This window comes from Belliella pelovolcani (assembly GCF_900156785.1).
Classification (GTDB): Bacteria; Bacteroidota; Bacteroidia; order Cytophagales; family Cyclobacteriaceae; genus Belliella; species Belliella pelovolcani.
The window spans coordinates 226,634-245,927 of record NZ_FTOP01000002.1; the positions used below are offsets into that span (position 1 = coordinate 226,634).

General features: G+C 41.0%; 18 protein-coding genes. 13 read left to right on the top strand and 5 right to left on the bottom strand.

The genetic code is table 11. The annotated features are described in order from the left end of the window. Nucleotide 1: 1 nt before the first annotated feature. The 4 genes from BW935_RS03160 to BW935_RS03175 all read right to left on the bottom strand — a co-directional run bounded on the left by BW935_RS03160 (nucleotide 2) and on the right by BW935_RS03175 (nucleotide 3,967). Nucleotides 2-190 (bottom strand): hypothetical protein, encoded by a 189-nt coding sequence (locus BW935_RS03160; protein WP_076498513.1) that lies wholly within the window; start codon nucleotides 188-190, stop codon nucleotides 2-4. Further along, nucleotides 187-1,017, bottom strand: coding sequence for a 50S ribosomal protein L11 methyltransferase (prmA, locus tag BW935_RS03165; RefSeq protein ID WP_076498515.1), 831 nt, complete (start codon nucleotides 1,015-1,017; stop codon nucleotides 187-189). Before prmA ends, BW935_RS03160 begins: the two co-directional genes overlap by 4 nt. A gap of 31 nt (nucleotides 1,018-1,048) precedes the next feature. Next, nucleotides 1,049-2,548: a sodium:proton antiporter gene (locus tag BW935_RS03170; protein WP_076498517.1), complete on the bottom strand. Its 1,500-nt coding sequence runs from the start codon at nucleotides 2,546-2,548 to the stop codon at nucleotides 1,049-1,051. A 192-nt stretch (nucleotides 2,549-2,740) separates the two neighbouring features. Beyond that, nucleotides 2,741-3,967: a Glu/Leu/Phe/Val dehydrogenase dimerization domain-containing protein gene (locus BW935_RS03175; protein WP_076498519.1), complete on the bottom strand. Its 1,227-nt coding sequence runs from the start codon at nucleotides 3,965-3,967 to the stop codon at nucleotides 2,741-2,743. Nucleotides 3,968-4,248: 281 nt separating this feature from the next. Here BW935_RS03175 and BW935_RS03180 point away from each other — a divergent pair, with 281 nt between their 5' ends. Continuing rightward, nucleotides 4,249-4,725 (top strand): hypothetical protein, encoded by a 477-nt coding sequence (locus BW935_RS03180; protein ID WP_139325483.1) that lies wholly within the window; start codon nucleotides 4,249-4,251, stop codon nucleotides 4,723-4,725. A 256-nt stretch (nucleotides 4,726-4,981) separates the two neighbouring features. Here BW935_RS03180 and BW935_RS03185 read toward each other — a convergent pair whose 3' ends face one another. Continuing rightward, nucleotides 4,982-6,049 (bottom strand): anhydro-N-acetylmuramic acid kinase, encoded by a 1,068-nt coding sequence (locus BW935_RS03185; protein ID WP_076498522.1) that lies wholly within the window; start codon nucleotides 6,047-6,049, stop codon nucleotides 4,982-4,984. A 145-nt stretch (nucleotides 6,050-6,194) separates the two neighbouring features. Here BW935_RS03185 and BW935_RS03190 point away from each other — a divergent pair, with 145 nt between their 5' ends. The 12 genes from BW935_RS03190 to BW935_RS03245 all read left to right on the top strand — a co-directional run bounded on the left by BW935_RS03190 (nucleotide 6,195) and on the right by BW935_RS03245 (nucleotide 19,252). Then, nucleotides 6,195-6,920 carry a type III pantothenate kinase gene (locus BW935_RS03190; RefSeq protein ID WP_076498524.1) on the top strand — a complete coding sequence of 242 codons (726 nt, stop codon included), beginning with the start codon at nucleotides 6,195-6,197 and terminating at the stop codon, nucleotides 6,918-6,920. Continuing rightward, entirely contained in the window at nucleotides 6,904-8,187 is a 1,284-nt protein-coding gene (locus BW935_RS03195; protein ID WP_076498526.1) for a BamG family beta-barrel-assembly machinery protein, read from the top strand. Before BW935_RS03190 ends, BW935_RS03195 begins: the two co-directional genes overlap by 17 nt. Nucleotides 8,188-8,198: 11 nt before the next feature. Next, nucleotides 8,199-9,503 carry a tetratricopeptide repeat protein gene (locus tag BW935_RS03200; protein ID WP_076498528.1) on the top strand — a complete coding sequence of 435 codons (1,305 nt, stop codon included), beginning with the start codon at nucleotides 8,199-8,201 and terminating at the stop codon, nucleotides 9,501-9,503. Nucleotides 9,504-9,592: 89 nt separating this feature from the next. Then, nucleotides 9,593-10,135: an LPS export ABC transporter periplasmic protein LptC gene (gene lptC, locus BW935_RS03205; protein ID WP_076498530.1), complete on the top strand. Its 543-nt coding sequence runs from the start codon at nucleotides 9,593-9,595 to the stop codon at nucleotides 10,133-10,135. 3 nt (nucleotides 10,136-10,138) lie between these two features. Continuing rightward, complete coding sequence (locus BW935_RS03210) at nucleotides 10,139-10,348, top strand: hypothetical protein (RefSeq protein WP_076498532.1); 210 nt, start codon at nucleotides 10,139-10,141, stop codon at nucleotides 10,346-10,348. Continuing rightward, nucleotides 10,348-11,634: a hemolysin family protein gene (locus BW935_RS03215; RefSeq protein WP_076498534.1), complete on the top strand. Its 1,287-nt coding sequence runs from the start codon at nucleotides 10,348-10,350 to the stop codon at nucleotides 11,632-11,634. The genes BW935_RS03210 and BW935_RS03215 overlap by 1 nt, the downstream gene beginning before the upstream one ends. 74 nt (nucleotides 11,635-11,708) lie before the next feature. Then, the gene (locus BW935_RS03220) at nucleotides 11,709-13,820 is read left to right on the top strand and encodes a peptidylprolyl isomerase (RefSeq protein ID WP_076498535.1); all 2,112 of its coding nucleotides are present in this window, start codon (nucleotides 11,709-11,711) and stop codon (nucleotides 13,818-13,820) included. Between the two features lie 192 nt (nucleotides 13,821-14,012). After that, the gene (locus BW935_RS03225; protein WP_076498537.1) at nucleotides 14,013-14,279 is read left to right on the top strand and encodes a DUF493 family protein; all 267 of its coding nucleotides are present in this window, start codon (nucleotides 14,013-14,015) and stop codon (nucleotides 14,277-14,279) included. Between the two features lie 25 nt (nucleotides 14,280-14,304). Next, the gene (locus BW935_RS03230; RefSeq protein ID WP_076498538.1) at nucleotides 14,305-14,532 is read left to right on the top strand and encodes a 4a-hydroxytetrahydrobiopterin dehydratase; all 228 of its coding nucleotides are present in this window, start codon (nucleotides 14,305-14,307) and stop codon (nucleotides 14,530-14,532) included. Between the two features lies 1 nt (nucleotide 14,533). Then, nucleotides 14,534-15,220 (top strand): 16S rRNA (cytidine(1402)-2'-O)-methyltransferase, encoded by a 687-nt coding sequence (gene rsmI / locus BW935_RS03235; protein WP_076498823.1) that lies wholly within the window; start codon nucleotides 14,534-14,536, stop codon nucleotides 15,218-15,220. Between the two features lie 144 nt (nucleotides 15,221-15,364). Next, a complete protein-coding gene (locus BW935_RS03240; protein ID WP_076498540.1) occupies nucleotides 15,365-16,159 on the top strand; it encodes an inositol monophosphatase family protein in 795 nt (264 codons plus the stop codon). Between the two features lie 78 nt (nucleotides 16,160-16,237). After that, nucleotides 16,238-19,252, top strand: a complete 3,015-nt coding sequence (locus tag BW935_RS03245; RefSeq protein ID WP_076498542.1) for an AsmA family protein — start codon at nucleotides 16,238-16,240, stop codon at nucleotides 19,250-19,252. Nucleotides 19,253-19,294 lie beyond the last annotated feature (42 nt).

The following is a 19,294-nucleotide window of genomic DNA, read 5'->3' on the forward strand; positions in this document are numbered from 1 at the left end:
GTTACTTTTTTGAGGCTTTGTATTGAAACCAATAAAACCCAGGAAAGATCAGCGCTTTCAGCTTCCAGTCATTTTTCTCCTTCATCCCGAGCGTTGTATCTTCATGTACAGTCCTGTACATCTTCCCCGCTAGCAATGCATGCGCAATAAGTAAAAGGAAGATGCCCGAGTAAATGATCAGTTCTGTCATTGCTTCTCTAAAATTAATGCAGCCCAGTTATCCTTGTCTTTTTGCTTCAAGAGCCTTAAGCCTTCCATTGCGGCTTTTTGTTCAATATCTGTGATGTCGTGCGTATAAAAACCACTCAATAAGAGAAAACCACCCCGATCCAGCAATGAAGCATAGACTTCCATCTCTTCTAACAAGACATTTTTATTGATATTGGCCAGTACGATGTCGAATATGCCCTGAGGCGCAACTTCTCTCACTGTACCTAAGCCCATCCTTACCGTTGACATGCCATTGAGGTCAAAATTTTCGTTGCCATTTTCCACGCACCAATCATCAATGTCAAAAGCTTCCACTTGCCTAGCACCTAGTTTGTGTGCCATGATGGCCAGTATGCCTGTTCCTGAACCGATATCAATGACTCTTTTGCCTTGATGGTCTAAGTCAAGTTGGTGCGAAAGCATCAAAAACGTAGTTGCATGGTGACCTGTCCCAAAAGACATCTTCGGGTTAATTAGAATTTCGTGTGCTATCTCAGGCTTTGGCGCATGAAAAGAAGCACGCACATAGACTTGTTCGCCCACTTGAATTGGGTCATAATGTTTTTCCCACTCCTCGTTCCAATTCACTTTGGCCATTACGCCCTCTTCCACTAGGACATGGGCTACTTCCTGATATTTCTCTAATACTTCTTGGTAAGCTTCTCGATCAAAAAGCCCCTCTTCAATATATGCATCTAGACCTTGATCTGTTTCCAAAAAGGAATCAAAGCCAACTTCTGCCAATTCCGCTATCAAAACCTCCCTGAAGTCTTCTTTGCAGCTGATTTTAAATTCTAAATATTGCATATTTTTAAAAGGTATAGGTAAGCAGGTTGTTTTATACAAAAGCAAAGAAAATCAACCATGTGATGATCAAAACAGGTAGTAAGATTGGAATGGAAAATCTGATGATGTAACCAAAGAAAGAAGGCATTTTTATACCACTTTGTTCAGCGATGGATTTCACCATGAAGTTAGGTCCATTACCTATATAAGTCATCGCACCAAAGAATACTGCCGCAATGGAGATGGCCATCAACTCAAATGCAGAGTCATCATACATGTCCATGGCAAAATCCTTGACCTGAGAAACATTGCTAATCTCAGCACCTTGAGAAGCCATCGCAGCAGCAAGGAAGTTCAGGTAAGTCGGAGCATTATCTAAGAAACCAGAAAGTATGCCCGTACCCCAATATAAGGTATTGTGGGTAATCAAGGCAGCTCCATCTGGAGATTTGGCAAAGTTACCCACCAACTCCAAAGCTGGCATCATGGTGCCGAAGATTCCGATAAAGATAAAAGCGACTTCTCGAATAGGTTCGAAATTGAATTCATTGCCCTTGATGGCTTTCTGATCTGCATACCTGAATGAAAAGTAGGCTACTGAAAGCATGATGATCTCTCTCAGAAAGGAAAACTTCTGCCCATCATATCTGATAGCTGGTACCCATTCGATCACATTCGGATCCAAAAATACTGACCCAATGACAATGGCTAGCCAAATGAAATTTTTAGCTCCAATCAACCCAAATTTATTGGTGTAGGCAGCCTCTTCGAGATCATCTTCCTGCGACTTACCAAATTTCTTATCTACAAAGTAAAAGACTGTCGAAAGGATGGTCAAAGCTATGATCCAAGCTGGCCAATTGTGCTCTAGGGTCCAGAAGAAAGGAATTCCTTTTAAGAAACCTAGGAAAAGTGGAGGATCACCAATTGGAGTCAATGAACCACCAATATTACTCACCATGAAGATGAAGAAAATGATGTGATATGCCTGGATATTTCCTCTATTGAGTCGGATGAATGGCCTGATTAGTAGCATAGAAGCACCAGTAGTTCCGATCAAGTTGGAGATTAAGGCTCCTATGAGTAAGATACTCACATTGGCTAATGGGGTGGATTTTTTGTCTATTTCAATCAATATACCTCCAGAAGCGATATATAGGGAGGCTAATAGCGCGATAAACTGCACATACTCTGCAAGGGCATGTACTGGGCCATGTGCATTGCCAAGTACAAATAAGTAATAGAATACTACGATGATAGCAAGTCCAACGGCTACCTTGGGATAATTGTGATGCCAAAAATGCTCGTAAAATAATGGCCCTGTAGCAATCATCAAGAGCAATAAGACAAATGGAATGACCAGCCAAACAGGTGCATGATGATGATCATGGGCATGATCATGAATATGGGCTGCCACACTCTGAATTTTATCAGTTTGGGTGAGGCTATCTATTTGTTCGGTTTGGGGATCAGCTTGGGCATGTGCTTCTGAAGAGGGTAAAACAAATAAAATTCCTATCAGCAGCGCAATTGCAGCAATAAAGTTTTTCATTCAAATGCTTTTTATGGGTATATCCAAAGATTAGCCTGATATCTAGCCAAAATTTCTCAATCACAAATTTGCAATTGTTGAGAAATCATCCCGCTAAACTACTTATTTTGAATGAAAAGGACTAATGAAAACAATTCAGCCAGCTCCAAATAATTTTGATATTTGGTTACTGGCTGATGATTGGTAAAATTGTTATACGAGTTGTTTCAGGGCAATTTCAAATGAAGCTTGTGCAATTCTTGTCTTGCTAGGATTGACTTCAAAAGTTTTCTTCATGGCCTTGGCAATAGTTCTACTCACATCCTTGAAAATGGCATCATCGGTCAATTCAGCCTTATCGGACATCAAGTAAGCGAATACCCTTGCCATCCCACAATTCGCAATAAAGTCAGGAATGACGGAGATTTGTTCGTCTGTCCAAACGCCCGTTGGCCCAAAGAAGATCTCAGGGTCTGCAAATGGAACATTGGCGCCACAGGAAATCACCTCCAAGCCAGCTTTCACCATGCGCTCAGCTTGATTTTTATTGATCAACCGAGATGCAGCAGCAGGGATGAATATTTCTGATGGGATGTCCCAGATTTTAGCGTTGATCTCTTCAAAAGGCTTCATGTTCGCTGCCACTAGCTTATTTCCAGCTCTATTGACAAACAACTCACGGATTTGATCCAGAGTAAAGCCATCCTCTTTGATCAGCCCACCTTCACGGTCGATGATACCGACGATTTTGACGCCTTCTACTGCGAGAAAACAAGCTGCTGCAGCACCTACATTGCCCCAGCCTTGGATGACTGCCCGCTTGCCTTTAAGCTGTCCCCCCCAGATTTTATAATAGTGCCTTACCGCTTCAGCGACACCATACCCAGTGATCATATCTGCTACGGTGTATTTCTTTGGACCATTGGGCGTGTAGTCAGGATCTTCTAGTACCTTGGAAACACCTTGGCGCAGTTGTCCTATTTTTCGGATTTTTTGTGGCTCTGTCGCATTGAAGTGACCATTGACTACACCTTCTTGTGGGTGCCAAAGTCCGTAGGATTCGGTGATTGGGATGACTTCATGGATTTCATCCACATTCAGGTCACCGCCGGTACCATAGTAATTTTTGAGTAGTGGCATGACAGCCTTGTACCACCTTTTCAGTACTTCAGGTTTTCTTGGATCATTTGGATCAAAATTGATTCCTGACTTAGCGCCACCGATGGCAGGTCCTGAGACAGTGAATTTTACCTCCATGGTTTTAGCAAGAGATTCCACCTCTCTTTTGTCGAGGCCTTTTCTCATGCGAGTACCACCGCCAGCAGCTCCTCCTCTGAGGGAGTTGATCACCACCCAACCTTCGGCCTCTGTTTCGCTGTCACTCCATTCAAAAACGATTTCAGGTTGCTTATTCTCAAACTTCTTGAGTAGTTCTTTCATCTGTTGTAATATTTGGGTTTAATCGTAGGCAAAAATAGAAATATTTGGGAGATAGACAGTATGGAAATAGATTTTGAAGAATTTAGAAAACTAGTGAATTCGATTCACATTGTATACAGATTTGATGAAATGCATTTTCTCTCCTTCTTTATTATTGAACTACTTGGAGTTCATTAATTTTTTGAGTTTAAGTCTAGATTTTTGCAACTTGGATCACAGTCTAACGTAACTAAAAATATGATTTTGTTTTTTTGCGATTATTTAATTAAAAACTAATGTTTATGAAAAAGATAACGTTAATTCTATTCTTTCTTGCATTTGCTTTTACTTCTTTTGGCCAACAAGCAAAAACGTTTATAGACACAGAAAACCGCTTGCTTTCAGCTCCAAAATACTACCAAAATGAAACTCGTCTTAAAAACAGCGAAATAAAAACATTGATGGAGTTAAATTCAGATACTAAGCAATTTTTGGATAAAGCGTTGAGAAGCCAGAAAATAATATTGCCACTTTATGTGATCACGACTGTAGGTTTAACTTCTACCTTTTTCATAAGTGATTCTAGGACAAGAGATATTGTTGGCCTTTCGGCTACGGGTCTAGGAATCACTGCCTCAATATTCGAAGCCAATTACAACCTTAATGTGCAAAGAGCTGTCAATCTATACAATAAGAACTTATTTGAAGATCAAAAGACAAGTATGAGATTAGATTTTAAAGTCGATCCCCTTGCTTCTGGACTGGTATTAACTTTCTAAAAAGTATCCTCTTATCAGCGTTTTATTGGCACGCGGAACCTGTCCCGAAAATCGGGATGACAACTGATTTTTTTTGGTTTTTCTCCGTGAATCTTTGCGTCCTCTGTGGCAAAATTTTTTTTAACCGCAGTGAAGCGCAAAGAAATCGCAGAGGAAAGATATTCTATCTGCGACCATCAGTTTAATCCGCGTTATCGGTGTTCCATTAGGATTGAACGTGGAAGACACTGATTGGGCGGATTTCCATTGATTGTGTTTAGTTCCCATAAATCTTCCCCCCACAATTATCTCGACTAGCACCCGTCACAGAAGCTAAGCAGTTATTTTCATTTCTTAAGCGAAGCACACCTAAAAAGGCAAAGATCAAAGCTTCTTTATAATTGATCAGTTGTAGATCTGCGCTCGGGATGTCAAATTTTGCCCCCATGGCTTTTTGTAATTCTTCCATAAAGTAGGAATTGAAAGCACCTCCACCAGTGATCAGTATTTTGCCACTATCACTATTGGCATGTATAACCTTTTTGATTTGTAGAACAAAATGCGCAATCAAGGTATGTAGCTTGTCGACCCGCAGATTAGCCCCACCCTCTTCTAGAATAGAAAAATATGCCTGCAAATCTTCCCTGCCCAAAGACTTAGCTCCTTCCAAATGATAATATGGCAATTGGTTTAATCTTGCCAAGACCTCAGGAAGCAATGTGCCTCCTCTAGCCAATTCGCCTCCTCGGTCATAAGGCAGACCAAGTTCTTGTGCATAGTGATTCAATAGCAAATTGAAAGGACAGATGTCGAAAGCTACCCGCTGACCAGCCTCCTGTATACTGATATTGGCTATTCCGCCCAAGTTGATACAGCAATCATACGCTCCAAATAACAAAAGGTCTCCAATAGGCACCAAAGGAGCACCCTGCCCGCCAAGCTGCACGTCCAACATGCGGAAATCATTGATGACTGGTAGACCACTCGCCGCATGAAGCGCCCAGCCATTCCCAATTTGTAGACTGAGTCCTTTGTCGGGTTGATGGAATACAGTATGCCCATGAGCAGCGACCGCCTGTGGCGCTATGGCATATTTCTCACAAAATAGCTTGACCTCTTGCCCCATCCATCTACCAAAATCCACATCCAATAAAGTAAGCTCTAGACCAGAAAGCTCGTGACTCTTGAGCAATCGCTCTCCAAGGTTTTCTGGAAAGGGAATGGTCTCTGCATAAGGGATTTCGAAGGTCCATTTTTCACCCTTGGAAAACTGAGCAAAGGCAATGTCCAAGCCATCTCCCGATGTACCAGACATCAACCCGATCATATGATAGCTCTTGGTCATGGTTAATTTTTGTTAAATAAATAGGCTTAAAGTTAAAAATAATCTTTTGAAAACAGCCCTCAGGTTAAAATGACTAATTTAGCCGACTGACTGGATTTTCAAATCAAAAAATGCTGGGTTAGCTCAGCGCTAATTCACATGAATATTGAGACAATTTATTGTAGATATAGGCAATACAAGGATCAAGACGGCGATTTTTGATGGAGAGGAGATGCTAGCTATGAGTTCCTTCGAATCACTCGCCGAGTTGAAATCATATGCTTCAGAGCAGGAATTTGAGGCCTGTCTGATCAGTTCAGTCAAGTATGCTGAGGAAGATTTGAAAGTAGCTTTGGGTTTTGACTTTCTGTATCTCACACGGGAAACGGCAATACCGATTAGCAACAAGTATGGTACGCCCGATACGCTGGGAGTAGATCGCAAAGCGGCTGTAGTAGGTGCTAGGGTGAAGTTTCCTGAAGGAAATCTGCTAGCGATTGACCTAGGGAGTTGCATTACTTATGATTTCCTCAATGCAGCTGACGAGTACTTAGGAGGAGCGATTTCTCCAGGACTTGCCATGCGTTTCAAAGCTATGCATCAGCAGACAGCCAGATTGCCTTTGGAAGTGCTCAACGAACAAGAAATGCCACAGTTACTGGAAAATAGTACACGAAGCGGCCTCAGGAGCGGTGTATATCATGGTATCCTTTTCGAAATGGAAGGATTTATAGCAGCTTACAAGCAGCAACATCAAGATTTAAAGGTCATTATTTGTGGAGGAGACTCAAAATTCTTTGAAACCTTAACAAAAGACTACATATTTGTAATCCCCAATTTGGTCCTGTTCGGATTGAATAGAATATTAACATACAATGTCCATAAAAAATAGACTGCGATTACTCGGCACCTTGGGTGTCTTTTTCATATTTACCAATGCTTTTTCTCAGACGACGGCATCCTCTTACAGTGCCTTGGGTCTTGGTGAATTCAACTACGGAGGGCTTACACACAATCAAGCCATGGGTGGTTTGGGTATCAGTTATGGTACAGGATGGGCGATCAATAATGTCAACCCAGCGCTCTCTACCAGAAATACAGTGTTCAACTTTCAGGCGGCGATGACTTACAGAAATGTGAATGCAGCCACCACTTCGGAGTCAGAAACACTCGATGGTGGAGGACTCTCTTACCTGGCCTTGTCCTTGCCTCTCAAGTCTACAAAGCTTTCCATGGGCATGGGAATCAATCAATTGACAGGTGTGAATTATAACATTCTGGTCAATGGAGATGTTGCTAATTCAAATCTAAGCGCTGTCAATAGGGTAGAAGGTGAAGGAGGGATATCAGAAGCATACCTTTCGACTGGATATTACTTAGCCAAAAACCTCAGTGTAGGTTTGCATGCTTCCTACCTTTTTGGTTCTACAATCAGAACCAATCAGCTGAGTTTATTGGATAGTGCAAGAAATCAAATAGGTGCTACTTCCGAGTATTATGAAAGATTCACAGTAGCGGATGTTTCCTTCAAAGGAGGGATACATTATTTCTTCAAAGTAGGCGAGGGCAAAAACATTCACCTAGGCGCCATTTATCATATGTTTGGGGATATTAGAGGAAAACAGTTTGCGAAAGTCGCCGATCAGGGCGAAGCTAGCGACCCCGATACACCTGGAGATATCATCAATAATAATGATAGAGGAACAATTTTCCTTCCTAATAGATTAGGTTATGGTATATCTTTCGAAAAAATTAATAAATTTGTAGTTGGTCTTGAAGCTCAATTTCAGGACTTTAGCCAATACAGGAACTTTGCAGGAGAAAGTGGAGATCTTGGAGAAAGCTTCAAAGTGGGCTTAGGTGCTCAATTTGTCCCAGACGCTTTCTCTATGGACAACCTGCTCAAGCGAGCTACTTACAGAGTTGGGCTGGAATATATCCAAACTCCATACGTTGTCAACCAATCCCAGATCACGGATGTTGGCATCAATTTTGGAGGATCGCTTCCAGTAAACTCCCTGTCATTGGTCAATATGGCTGTCAAAGTTGGAACGCGCGGAACAACTGGAAATGGCCTGATAAGAGAAAATTACTTTAACATAAGTTTCGGATTTTCTCTCAACGATAACACGTGGTTTTATAAACGATCATTTGAATAAACTAAACACCTATGAAACTTAAATTTGTATTAGCCGGGTTAGTGACCTTCATGGTGGCAGGATTTGCGCAGGCGCAAGACGGTTGGAATTGGCCATCTGATGAGAAGATGGAAGCGAAAGCGAGGGAGTATAATGCTGCCTATGTGGATTATATGAAAGCTGAGCAGTTTGTAGAAGCGACAAAGCCCTTAAATTGGCTTTTGGTAAATGTTCCAGACTTGAATGAATCAATCTATATCAATGGAGTTACAGTTTACAATGGTGCCCAGAATGCTGTTTCTGAGGCTACTCAAAAAAGAGTCTACCAAGATTCAGTGTTATTAATTTATGATTTGAGAAAAGAAAAATATGACAAAGAGTCTATTTGGATTGAAAATAAGGCAAGCTATGGATATTCTTACTACAAAGTTGATAAAAATAAAATACCTGAGGTAATCAAGGTTTTTGATAGAGTAGTTGAAGTAAATGGAGAATTTTCATACCCTCAATTATTGGCGGCCTATTATGATTTAGTTTATAAGAATTATGCATATCATAAAGCTTATACCAAGGAGGAGATTTTAGAAAAGTATGATCAAATTACTAAACTGGTTGATGCAGCTGAAGCTAACGGAGCTAATGTTGCTCAAGCCACTGGTATTAGAGATGTGCTAATTGTTGAAATGGACCTAATAGATTGTAACTTTATTGAGAATACTTTAGGTGCAAAATTCAAAGCCAACCCACAAGACGAGGTTTTGGCTAATCAGATCTTCAAATATTCAGTGCAATACAAATGTACCAGTACAGAAGCTTTCAATCTGGCTTTAGAATATATTGATACTACAAACCCGTCCTTCAATACTTCTCAAGTGAGAGCAATGAGAATGCTTCAAAACAAAGATTATGAAAAAGCTCAGCCTCTCTTGGAAAAAGCTTTGACCTTGGCTGAAAACGATGAGCAAAAATCAGAGGTATACCTAGATTTGGCTAAAGTACATGCGCAGTCAGGAAGAAAAGGAGCGGCTAGATCTTCAGCAATGGAGGTAGTCAAACTTGGAACTGAAAAATCAAAAGATGCTTGGACGCTAATTGCGCAACTTTATATGGAATCTTTCAATGACTGTAAAGGTGGTGTGAGTAGAGCAAAAGATAGATCAGTGTACATTGCAGCTTACAATGCTTATCAAAGAGCAGGTAACACTGCTGGTATGAATCAAGCCAAAAACCAGTTCCCATCTAAAGAAGAGTTGTTTACTGAAGGTCTTCAGGCTGGTCAGACCATCAACACAGGATGTTGGATAGGTGAGACAGTGACCTTGGCTACAAGAGACTAAGTCAAATCAGATAAAAAATAAAACTATCTAAAAAGGCGGTTCCTGAAACCGCCTTTTTTTGCTTTGTAAGCTTTATGTATATTTGCCAGATGTCGAGAAAATTGCCCTTTATTGGACTGTTAGGAATCTTGTTGCTAGTATCCTGCAAAGAAGACGAGGATACGAGTTTTCTGGAGTCTTACTTAGGCCCGGCATCTATAGCTTATGACATTGATTTGGTGCATTCGGATAGTACGGTCATCAAGATCAACCTCAAAGCCAAGAAGCAGCTTGAGTTTCAGAATGGGGACAACGAATTTCCTGAAGGCATAGAAATCTTTTTCTATGATGAAGATGGAGCGCTTACTACCACAATCCGAGCTGACAGAGGCTTCTATATCAAAAAGGACGACATCTATCGTGGTGAGGGAGACGTACAGGTAGAGAATTTTGAAAAGCAACAAAAGCTTTCTTCTGAAGAGCTCTTCTGGAACCCTACTCGAAAAAAAATATACACGGAGAAATTTGTCACCATCCAAGATCCACAACGCTTGATCAAAGGTACAGGCATGGAGGCTGATGAATCTTTTAGTGAATATGAAATTTATTCCGTGATAGACAGTAGAACAATTATCCCGGGAGAAGGAAAATAGCGCATGAAATTGACAGATATCATACTTTTATCACTTTCTGCTGCCCTAGTGGTGATCGGAACACACCTGACGATTACAGCTGGCATTACACTATCCTATCCAGTATTTATGCTGGCTGTAGCGATTTTGTTTTGGTACAGGTATAGGAAAAATGAAGCCCTGATCAAAGACAAAGAGGAGCAAACCAATAAAAAGACCAAGAAGAAGAAATAATGGAATACCAGTATCTCACTTATGTATTGATTACTTTGGTCTTCTCGGCACTTTTTTCGGGATTGGAGATTGCCTTCATTTCCGCCAATAAGCTACAGATAGAACTTCAAAATAAGCAAGGTCTCTTCTCAGGCAAGATACTAGCAAGATTTGTCAAAAGACCAGGACAGTTTATAGGGACTACGCTGATAGGCAACACCATCGCATTGGTTCTTTACGGGATTTTTATGGCCAGTTTGCTCGAACCGATGATCAAGGCATGGATTCCTGACAATTTTGACAATCAGGCGACTGTGATGGTGGTGCAGACAATCATATCGACTATTATTGTTTTGATCACTGCCGAGTTTATTCCTAAGAGTATCTTTATGCTTAATCCAAACAGCTTGCTGACTGCATTTTCATTGCCTTTCTTGGCAATTTACTATGTGATGTATCCCGTGGTTTGGTTTGTTGTTGGCTTGTCAAGGTTTTTTATTACCAGAATATTGGGCTTGGAGTATAGTGAGGATAAGCCGGTATTTAAAGTGACGGACTTGAATAGCTTTATTCAAAACAACCTTCACCAAGATGGTGAGGAAGGTAAAGTAGAAGTAGATACCAAGATTTTCGATAACGCAGTTGAATTCAAGACCATCCGAGTACGGGAGTGTATGGTGCCTAGAACCGACATCGTGGCAGTGGATATTGATGATAGTGTTGCCGAGCTTAAAGATATCTTTGCCGAAAGTGGACATTCCAAGATCATTGTCTACAGAGAGAGTATTGATGATGTGATCGGCTATTGCCATCAATTGGAGTTGTTCAAAAAACCCAAAACGATCGCCGATATCTTGACACCTATTATTATCGTTCCCGAATCAGCCCTTGCCAACGAGCTTTTGGTGCAGTTTATCCAAGAGCGGAAAAGTTTGGCGCTGGTGGTGGATGAATTTGGAGGAACAAGTGGCATTGTGTCCATGGAAGATATCATCGAGGAGATATTTGGAGAGATTCAGGATGAGTATGACAACGATGACCTGATAGAGCAGAAGGTCTCAGATCATGAATACTTGATGAGTGCTAGACATGAAATAGATTATCTGAATGATAAGTACAATTGGGAACTGCCCTACGGAGAGTTTGAGACCCTCTCCGGATTGGTCATTTCTCTTACCGAAAATATACCCAACAAAGGTGAGTCCGTCTCGTATGGTCCTTACACTTTTACGGTGGTGGCTAAGCAAGATCACCGCATAGATACTTTGAAAATCAAAGTCAATTCCGCAACAATTTCCAAGAAGTAATTTATTGAGAGCGATAATATTTTGAATTTAACGCTAGATGTAATTATTTTGCGGCACTTCAAAAAACCAGAAGAATGGCATTAATTAAAAAAATCAGACAGAGAACAGGTCTTGCGATCGGTGTAATTGCAGTAGGTTTGATATTTTTCCTTGTAGGAGGAGATATATTAAGTCCGAATTCTACCCTTTTAGGGGGTAGTTCAAATAAGGTAGGCGAGATTGCAGGTGAAAGTATTACTTACGAGGAATACATTCAGAAAATCGAAGAAACCAAATTCTCTTTTCAACAAAATACAGGTAGGACACCATCAGAAGCGGAAATGTACAGCATCCGCGAGCAAGCTTGGCAGGCCTTGATCGTTGATAAGGTTTTCAAAAATCAATATGAAGCATTGGGAATGACTATTTCTGATGCTGAGTTGGTGGATATGGTTCAGGGTGAAAATATCATTCCAGAACTGAGACAACAACTTGTCAACCCTACGACAGGTGAGTTTGACAGAGCACAGTTGATCACTTTCCTTCAAAGTTTGGAAAATGCGGGTCCCGAGCAAAGAGCTTTCTGGGCACAGCAAGAAAAACTTTTTGCTGACGCAAGATTGAGAATCAAGTATGACAATCTTTTGGCAACTTCTGAATATGCTACGAAAGCTGAAGGAAGATTACAGCACAAGATGGCCAATACCATCGCTGATGTGGACCATGTATTTATTCCATTCTATGTAATTCCTGATGCTGAAATAGAGGTAACTGACGCTGAGCTCAAAGCTTATATCAACAAGCATAAAGAAAAATTCCAAGTTTCTAATGCAGTAGACTTAGACTATGTAGTTTTCAACTTATACCCAAGTGGTGAAGACTCTACTGCGGTAATTTCTGAAATTGAAAGATTGACAGAAGCTTTGAGAACTTCTGAGTCTGATTCTGCTTTTGCAGTAAGAAATTCTGAGACCAATAATGCCTTCAGAACAATCCTTCCTGGTGAGACCCTTCCTGAGTCCTTGACTAGCAATGTGGACAATATTGAAGTTGGAGAAACTTACGGCCCATTTGTTACCGCAAGATCTACTTATATTTCTTATAAGATTACAGACAAATTCAATGGTACGCCAAGAATGAGAGCTAGCCATATCCTATTTGGTACTCAAGGTCTAGAGGATGCTGACAAAGCTGAAGTAAAAGCGCAGGCTGAAGAAATATTGAAAGAAATTCAGGGTGGTCTTAATTTCGCTACAGCAGCTACCCAATATGGTCAAGATGGAACTGCTCAGAGAGGTGGTGACCTAGGCTGGTTTGCAAAGGATGACTTCGTGACTGAGTTCGCAGAAGCTACCTATGCTGCAAGAGCTACTGGCTTGATCAATAGATTGGTTGAGACTGAGTATGGCTACCACATCATCAACGTAACCGAACTTCCTAAGACAGAAACTTACAAAATAGCAGCAATCGAGTTGGAATTGATCCCAAGTGATGCTACTAGAAATGATATCTTCAGACAAGCAGATTCGTTTTCAGCCAATTCTACCAATGCCAAAGAATTCCAAGCGAATGCAGAAGCTGAAGGATTCAGAATTATCCAAGCAAATGGTGTGGGTGCGTTCTCAAGAAACTTGAATAACCAAACTAACGCCAGAGAAATCATCAGATGGGCATTCAATGATGCTTCTGTTGGAAAAGTGTCTCAGGTTTTTGAATTAGATAATACTTACATCGTAGCCAAATTGAGAGGTAAATATGAAGAAGGTGTTGCTTCTCTGGATCAGGTAAGAGCGCAAGTGCTCGTACAAGTGAGAAACGAGAAGAAAGCAGCTAAAATCACCGAAAGAATCAAAGGAAAAACAACCTTAGAAGAAATTAAGGCTGAGTTTGGTGATGATGCTTCTTTGGACAATTCTGCTGATCTGACATTAGGTAGCAGTGTGTTGCCAGGTGTTGGATTTGCTCCTAGAGCTATTGGTGCAATCTTTGGATTAAAAAACTCTGGAGAAATGACCAAGCCAATCCATGAAGATGTTGGGGTGATTGTTGCAAAGCTTAATGCTATCACACCTGCTACTGAGGTTGCTGATTATAATAGTTACCAAGCAAGTATCGCTCAGAACAATTCCCAAAGAACTACCTACATGATCATGATGGCCTTAGAAGACTTAGCCAATGTGAAGGATTATAGATATAAATTCTTTTAATTAACTTGTCTGCTACTAGGTAGTCGATTGACCACATCCCATGTTCAACCGCTGACTACTAGTTAAGTAGATATGATCATTACAAAATACGCTTGAAGAAGACCCGTGATTCAATCACGGGTTTTTTTATGTCTGAATTTTCTTTCTTTAATTCGGGTTGAATGAGGGATAAGCATTAAATTCGTAGTGATTATGAAAAATACATTTGATAAACAGGCCTTCAAAGAAAAGCTTGAGGCACAGATGAACTTCCCTGCGCTCTACATGTTCAAGTTTATCGTTCAGACGGGAAAAGAGCATGAAGTAGCAGCGCTCTTGCCAAATAACAACATGGAGCTTAAAAGTTCTAGTAAAGGCACCTATGTCAGCGCTACGATCAAGGCGATGATGGGCTCTAGTGATGCAGTACTGGATGTCTATGAGCGTGCAGCGAAGATAGAGGGAGTTATTTCCCTTTAATTTTAATTAAAAAAACACTTAGGATATGTGGAAGGAAGAAGAAAATAAGCTAAAAAGAACTTTTGAGTTTAAAGATTTTCAAGAGGCTTTTGCCTTTATGACTAGAGTGGCATTTCTAGCAGAACTTCAAGGGCATCACCCTAACTGGAGCAATGTCTACAATACCGTCTCCATAGAACTGACTACGCATGATGCGGGGAATATCGTCACAGATAAAGACCACAAGCTTGCCAAAGCAATCGATGCAATCTGATATGGTAGAGGATAAACACATCAGCCTGTACCTAGTCCCTACTCCTATCGGTAATCTTGGTGACATTACACTTAGAGCAATCGAGGTATTAAAGTCTGTGGATGTCATTCTCGCAGAAGATACACGCACTACAGGAAAGTTGCTCAAACACCTAGAAATACAACGACCCCTTCAGAGTTACCATATTTTTAATGAACACAAGACCGTGGAACGATTGGTAGAGCGCCTAGAAAAGGGTGAAGTCATGGCGCTTTGCTCTGATGCGGGAACTCCTGCTATCTCGGATCCAGGGTTTTTGCTCGTCAGAGCGGTCAGAGATGCAGGTTTGGAAGTGAATTGTCTACCTGGTGCAACTGCTTTTGTACCTGCCCTAGTCAATTCAGGACTTCCAAATGATCGTTTTACTTTTGAGGGTTTTCTGCCTCATAAAAAAGGTAGAAAAACTCGAATCGAAAAACTACTGGAAGAGGAGCGCACGATGATTTTCTATGAATCACCTCATCGCTTGATGAAAACACTGGTACAATTTTCCGAAGTTTTTGGAGAAGAGCGTATGGCTTGTGTATCCAGAGAATTGACCAAAATCTATGAAGAAAACGTCAGAGGCACACTCGCCGAGCTGATCGCCTATTACGAAGCGCATCCCATCAAAGGAGAGATCGTATTGGTCGTACAGGGGAAAGGGTAATTGGTTATTAGTTAATTGGTAAATTAGTTATTAGTCAATTGGTAGAAAAGGCTTTGGGGAAGTGTTAGTAATAGTATGGCAAAAGACTGGCTTGGATAGAGTTAGTCCATCAAAATTTTTATAAAAACCTATTAAACAAATACAATGATTGATTTGAATGTGGTCTTGGATCAGACCAAGGAGATTGCGAAGGAGGTTGGGGCATTTATAAGACGAGAGCGGCAGCATTTTGACCTAGCTAGTGTTGAAGCCAAAGGATTGAATGATCTTGTCTCTTACGTGGATAAGGAAGCAGAAGAGATGATCGTAGCGCGATTGGTACAGGTATTACCTGAGGCAGGATTCATCACCGAAGAGGGCACCAGAGCTGAGCAAACCAAAGAGTACACTTGGATCATTGACCCATTGGACGGAACGACCAATTTTATCCATGGTATTCCTGTTTTTTGCGTAAGTATAGGCTTGATGAAAGGTCAGGAAATTGTCCTAGGGGTAGTTTATGAGGTCAATTTGCACGAGTGCTTCTATGCGCTCAAAGGCCAAGGAGCTTATTGTAATGACACCAAAATCAGCGTGAGCAAGGCACCAACCTTATCAGAGTCACTGATCGCAACAGGATTTCCTTACAGCGCATTTGGGCAGATTGATGAATATTTGACTATCTTGAAAGTACTGATGCAAAAGACGCATGGCTTGCGTAGGCTAGGGAGTGCAGCAGCTGATCTTTGCTACGTAGCCTGTGGACGAATGGATGCCTATTTCGAATACAATCTTAATTCTTACGATGTCGCGGCAGGGTCTTTGATTGTAAAAGAAGCAGGAGGTCAAGTTACTGACTTCAAGAAAGGGAAAGATTACATCTTTGGTAGGGAAATTTTGGCTAGCAATTCACAAGTTCATGAAGAGCTTTGGAAAGAGTTGCATAAAATCTGGTCATAATAGTAGAAATGTACCCTAAGGCTTCGCCATCAGTCTCTTCTTTTCGTTGAATGATTTGTAAACATAAACAGGATACACATGAAAAAGACCGTCTATATTGTTTTGGCGATTTTTGCTTTTTTATTGGTCGCGTTGATAGCGACTCCATTTATTTTCAAAGATAAAATCATCGAGCGCGTAGATCGGGAGATTGCCCAATCTGTCAATGCGCAAGTACATTATGATTTTAGAAATATTAGCCTGAGTGTGTTCAAGCGCTTTCCTGATATCAGTATGACTTTGAGGGACTTTGGCATCACAGGTAATCCCCCTTTCCAAAATGACACCCTAGTCCATGTGGATCAATTTCAGGTAGATTTTAACTTATGGTCTGTTCTATTTGCCGATACGCCTTCCTTGACGGGGATTCATCTTGATGGAGGAAGTATTTATGTGAAGGTGCTCGAAGATGGACGTGCTAATTATGACATCACTTATCCTTCACAAGTAGAGGAAACCAGCGAAAGCAATTTTGAAATTGGAGTGGACCTGATAGAAGTCAATAACTTAACTTTTATTTACGATGACAGGGAATTGGATTACTTCATGGCTTTGGGCAATGTACAGCTAGCTGGAAAAGGAAACTTTACCGCAGATGTCTATCAGCTCCCATTGAAAATGGAGGCGCTGATTGCAGACATCACCTATGAAGGGACCAATTATTTGAGGAATAAAGACTTTAAGGGAAATACCACGGTAGATGTGGATATGGGGAATATGAAGTTTGCATTCTCAGATGGGGATTTTTCATTGAATGACTTTCTATTTGACCTTTATGGCTTTGTAGCTATGTCTGCGTCTGATATTGAATTTGATCTGAATTTTGAAGGCAAAGACAATTCTTTCAGAAGTATTCTTTCTTTGGTTCCTGGCATTTATTCCGAGAGTTTTGCAGGTTTGAAGACCTCAGGAACCATGGATTTCAATGGGTTTTTCAGGGGTATTTATAATGATTCAAGCTTTCCTGCTTTCGATATCAACCTGAATGTGGTAGACGGCATGTTTCAATATCCAGACCTGCCTCGCCCTGTGAGTGATGTACAACTTGCCATGCAAGTAGTCAACACTACGGATAATTTAGATTTAACCAAAGTCAATATTCCTACATTTTCCTTGAACTTTGGTTCTAATCCAATCTCGGGTAATCTACTTTTGGAAAATTTAGTCACTTATGATATAGATGGTAGATTAGTAGGAAAACTTAACCTTGAAGAATTGACCTCTATCTTCCCCATAGATGGGATGGCTCTGCGTGGCATGCTAGATGTCAATGCTACCGCTAAGGGTCGCTATGATTCCATTGCCAATATGATCCCTGCGATCAATGCCAAAATGCTGCTTAGCAATGGTTACATCAAAAGCAGTGAGTATCCTGCTCCCATTGAAAATTTGAATGTCTCCGCCAATATCATCAATACCAGTGGGAAAATGGCGGACTTTCTAGTGGATCTAAGCAACTTTGGCTTTGAGCTGGATGATGAAGCGATCAGTGGGAATTTGAAAGTAGCCGATTTTGATTTGCTCAAATGGGATGGGGCTGTCAAAGGAACCATAGACCTTGGAAAAATGATGGCCATCTTTCCTATGGAGAATACCATCATGGAAGGGAAAATCAGCGCAGATTTGAATACCAAAGGCTCTTACAAAGACGTGGAGCTTGAGCGATTTGATCGTTTGGATACCCGGGGAGAAATGAGCGTGGAGCAGTTTTATTTCACTTCCTATGACTTACCACAAGGTATTAGAATCAATGAAGCCAAAGCTGATTTTACACCAAGTCGCATTAATTTGACCAAGTTTGACTCAAGGGTTGGAGAAAGCCCGTTGACAGCAACAGGATTCTTGTCCAACTATATGAATTTCTTCTTGAAGGAAAATGAAACACTTAAAGGACAACTTGCCCTTCAATCCAACAGATTCAATGTGAATCAATGGATGACTGAGTCAGAAAGTACAGAAGAGAACAGTCTGACAGTTATCGAGTTGCCTACAAATATTGATTTTACCATGTCTGTAGATGCAGCTGAGGTGATCTATGACAATCTCAATTTGAAGCAAGTGAAGGGTAATATGACGCTGAAGGAAGGCGTCTTGAGCTTCAGAGAGGCTTCTATGGCAGCTCTTGGTGGTCAATTGGTGATGAATGGCTCCTACGATCCAAGAGATTTGACTGCTCCCAAATTTGATTTCAATTTTAATGTGATTGACCTCAGTATTGCAGAGGCTTTTGACAAGTTGAACACTGTCAAAGTTTTAGCCCCTGTGGCGGAGCATTTGACTGGGAAATTCTCAACCAAATTAGATTTTTCAGGTCTTCTTGGACAGGATATGATGCCTATTTTATCCTCTTTGGATGGTAAAGGCGTGGTTAGGGTATTGGAAGCTGCTTTTCAAAACAGTCCTTTGATTCAGGGCGTGACAAGCTTGACTAGACTCAATGATACCAATACCCTACAATTCAGAAACCTCAATTTGCCAATTGAAATAGAAGACGGAATGCTCAGTTTGAAGCCTGTAGACCTTCGCCTTTGGGACTATCAAGCCAATGTGCAAGGGAGTACGGGTTTTGATGGGAGCATCAATTACCTCGTCAATATGCAAGTTCCAGCTGGCAGATTTGGTGCACAAGCTAATAATTTGCTTGCTACTATTTCTGGAACTGAGGCGACTACCTCTACTTTGATCCCAGTAGCCATTACCCTTGGAGGCACTTATGGTAGTCCAAAAGTCGGTCTTGCTGGAGGTAACTCCATAGAGTCACTTCTTACCAATGCGCTAAGATCAAGAGTGAGCTCTGAGCGGGAAAACTTACAAGCGCGTGCCACAGAACAATTCAAAGCTACAGAAGATAGTATCAAAAGTGAGTTGAAGACGAGAGCAGAAGCTTTACAGGATTCTGCAAAAAGAGAAGCTGAGAAGAAGGTTTCTGAAACCAAGGATAGAGCAGTGGAGGAGGCCAAAAATGTACTCAAAGGGGTTCTGGGAAACCGAGTAAGACCAGCTGCAAAGCCAGATACTGTTAAAAGAGATACTACGAAGTCGGGTAATAATTAGGCATCTTTGGTTTCTCGCAAAGTTTGCGAAGGAGCAAAGTTT

Bases quoted from the DNA above. Each gene is read 5' to 3' on its own strand.
- BW935_RS03195 (WP_076498526.1), top strand. From the start codon at position 6,904: ATGTCCATAAAAAATAGACTGCGATTACTCGGCACCTTGGGTGTCTTT.
- BW935_RS03245 (WP_076498542.1), top strand. From the start codon at position 16,238: ATGAAAAAGACCGTCTATATTGTTTTGGCGATTTTTGCTTTTTTATTG.
- BW935_RS03240 (WP_076498540.1), top strand. From the start codon at position 15,365: ATGATTGATTTGAATGTGGTCTTGGATCAGACCAAGGAGATTGCGAAG.
- BW935_RS03185 (WP_076498522.1), bottom strand. From the start codon at position 6,049: ATGACCAAGAGCTATCATATGATCGGGTTGATGTCTGGTACATCGGGA.
- BW935_RS03170 (WP_076498517.1), bottom strand. From the start codon at position 2,548: ATGAAAAACTTTATTGCTGCAATTGCGCTGCTGATAGGAATTTTATTT.
- BW935_RS03225 (WP_076498537.1), top strand. From the start codon at position 14,013: ATGAAAAATACATTTGATAAACAGGCCTTCAAAGAAAAGCTTGAGGCA.
- BW935_RS03230 (WP_076498538.1), top strand. From the start codon at position 14,305: ATGTGGAAGGAAGAAGAAAATAAGCTAAAAAGAACTTTTGAGTTTAAA.
- BW935_RS03160 (WP_076498513.1), bottom strand. From the start codon at position 190: ATGACAGAACTGATCATTTACTCGGGCATCTTCCTTTTACTTATTGCG.
- BW935_RS03175 (WP_076498519.1), bottom strand. From the start codon at position 3,967: ATGAAAGAACTACTCAAGAAGTTTGAGAATAAGCAACCTGAAATCGTT.
- rsmI (WP_076498823.1), top strand. From the start codon at position 14,534: ATGGTAGAGGATAAACACATCAGCCTGTACCTAGTCCCTACTCCTATC.
- BW935_RS03215 (WP_076498534.1), top strand. From the start codon at position 10,348: ATGGAATACCAGTATCTCACTTATGTATTGATTACTTTGGTCTTCTCG.
- prmA (WP_076498515.1), bottom strand. From the start codon at position 1,017: ATGCAATATTTAGAATTTAAAATCAGCTGCAAAGAAGACTTCAGGGAG.
- BW935_RS03210 (WP_076498532.1), top strand. From the start codon at position 10,139: ATGAAATTGACAGATATCATACTTTTATCACTTTCTGCTGCCCTAGTG.
- BW935_RS03180 (WP_139325483.1), top strand. From the start codon at position 4,249: ATGAAAAAGATAACGTTAATTCTATTCTTTCTTGCATTTGCTTTTACT.
- BW935_RS03200 (WP_076498528.1), top strand. From the start codon at position 8,199: ATGAAACTTAAATTTGTATTAGCCGGGTTAGTGACCTTCATGGTGGCA.
- BW935_RS03220 (WP_076498535.1), top strand. From the start codon at position 11,709: ATGGCATTAATTAAAAAAATCAGACAGAGAACAGGTCTTGCGATCGGT.
- lptC (WP_076498530.1), top strand. From the start codon at position 9,593: ATGTCGAGAAAATTGCCCTTTATTGGACTGTTAGGAATCTTGTTGCTA.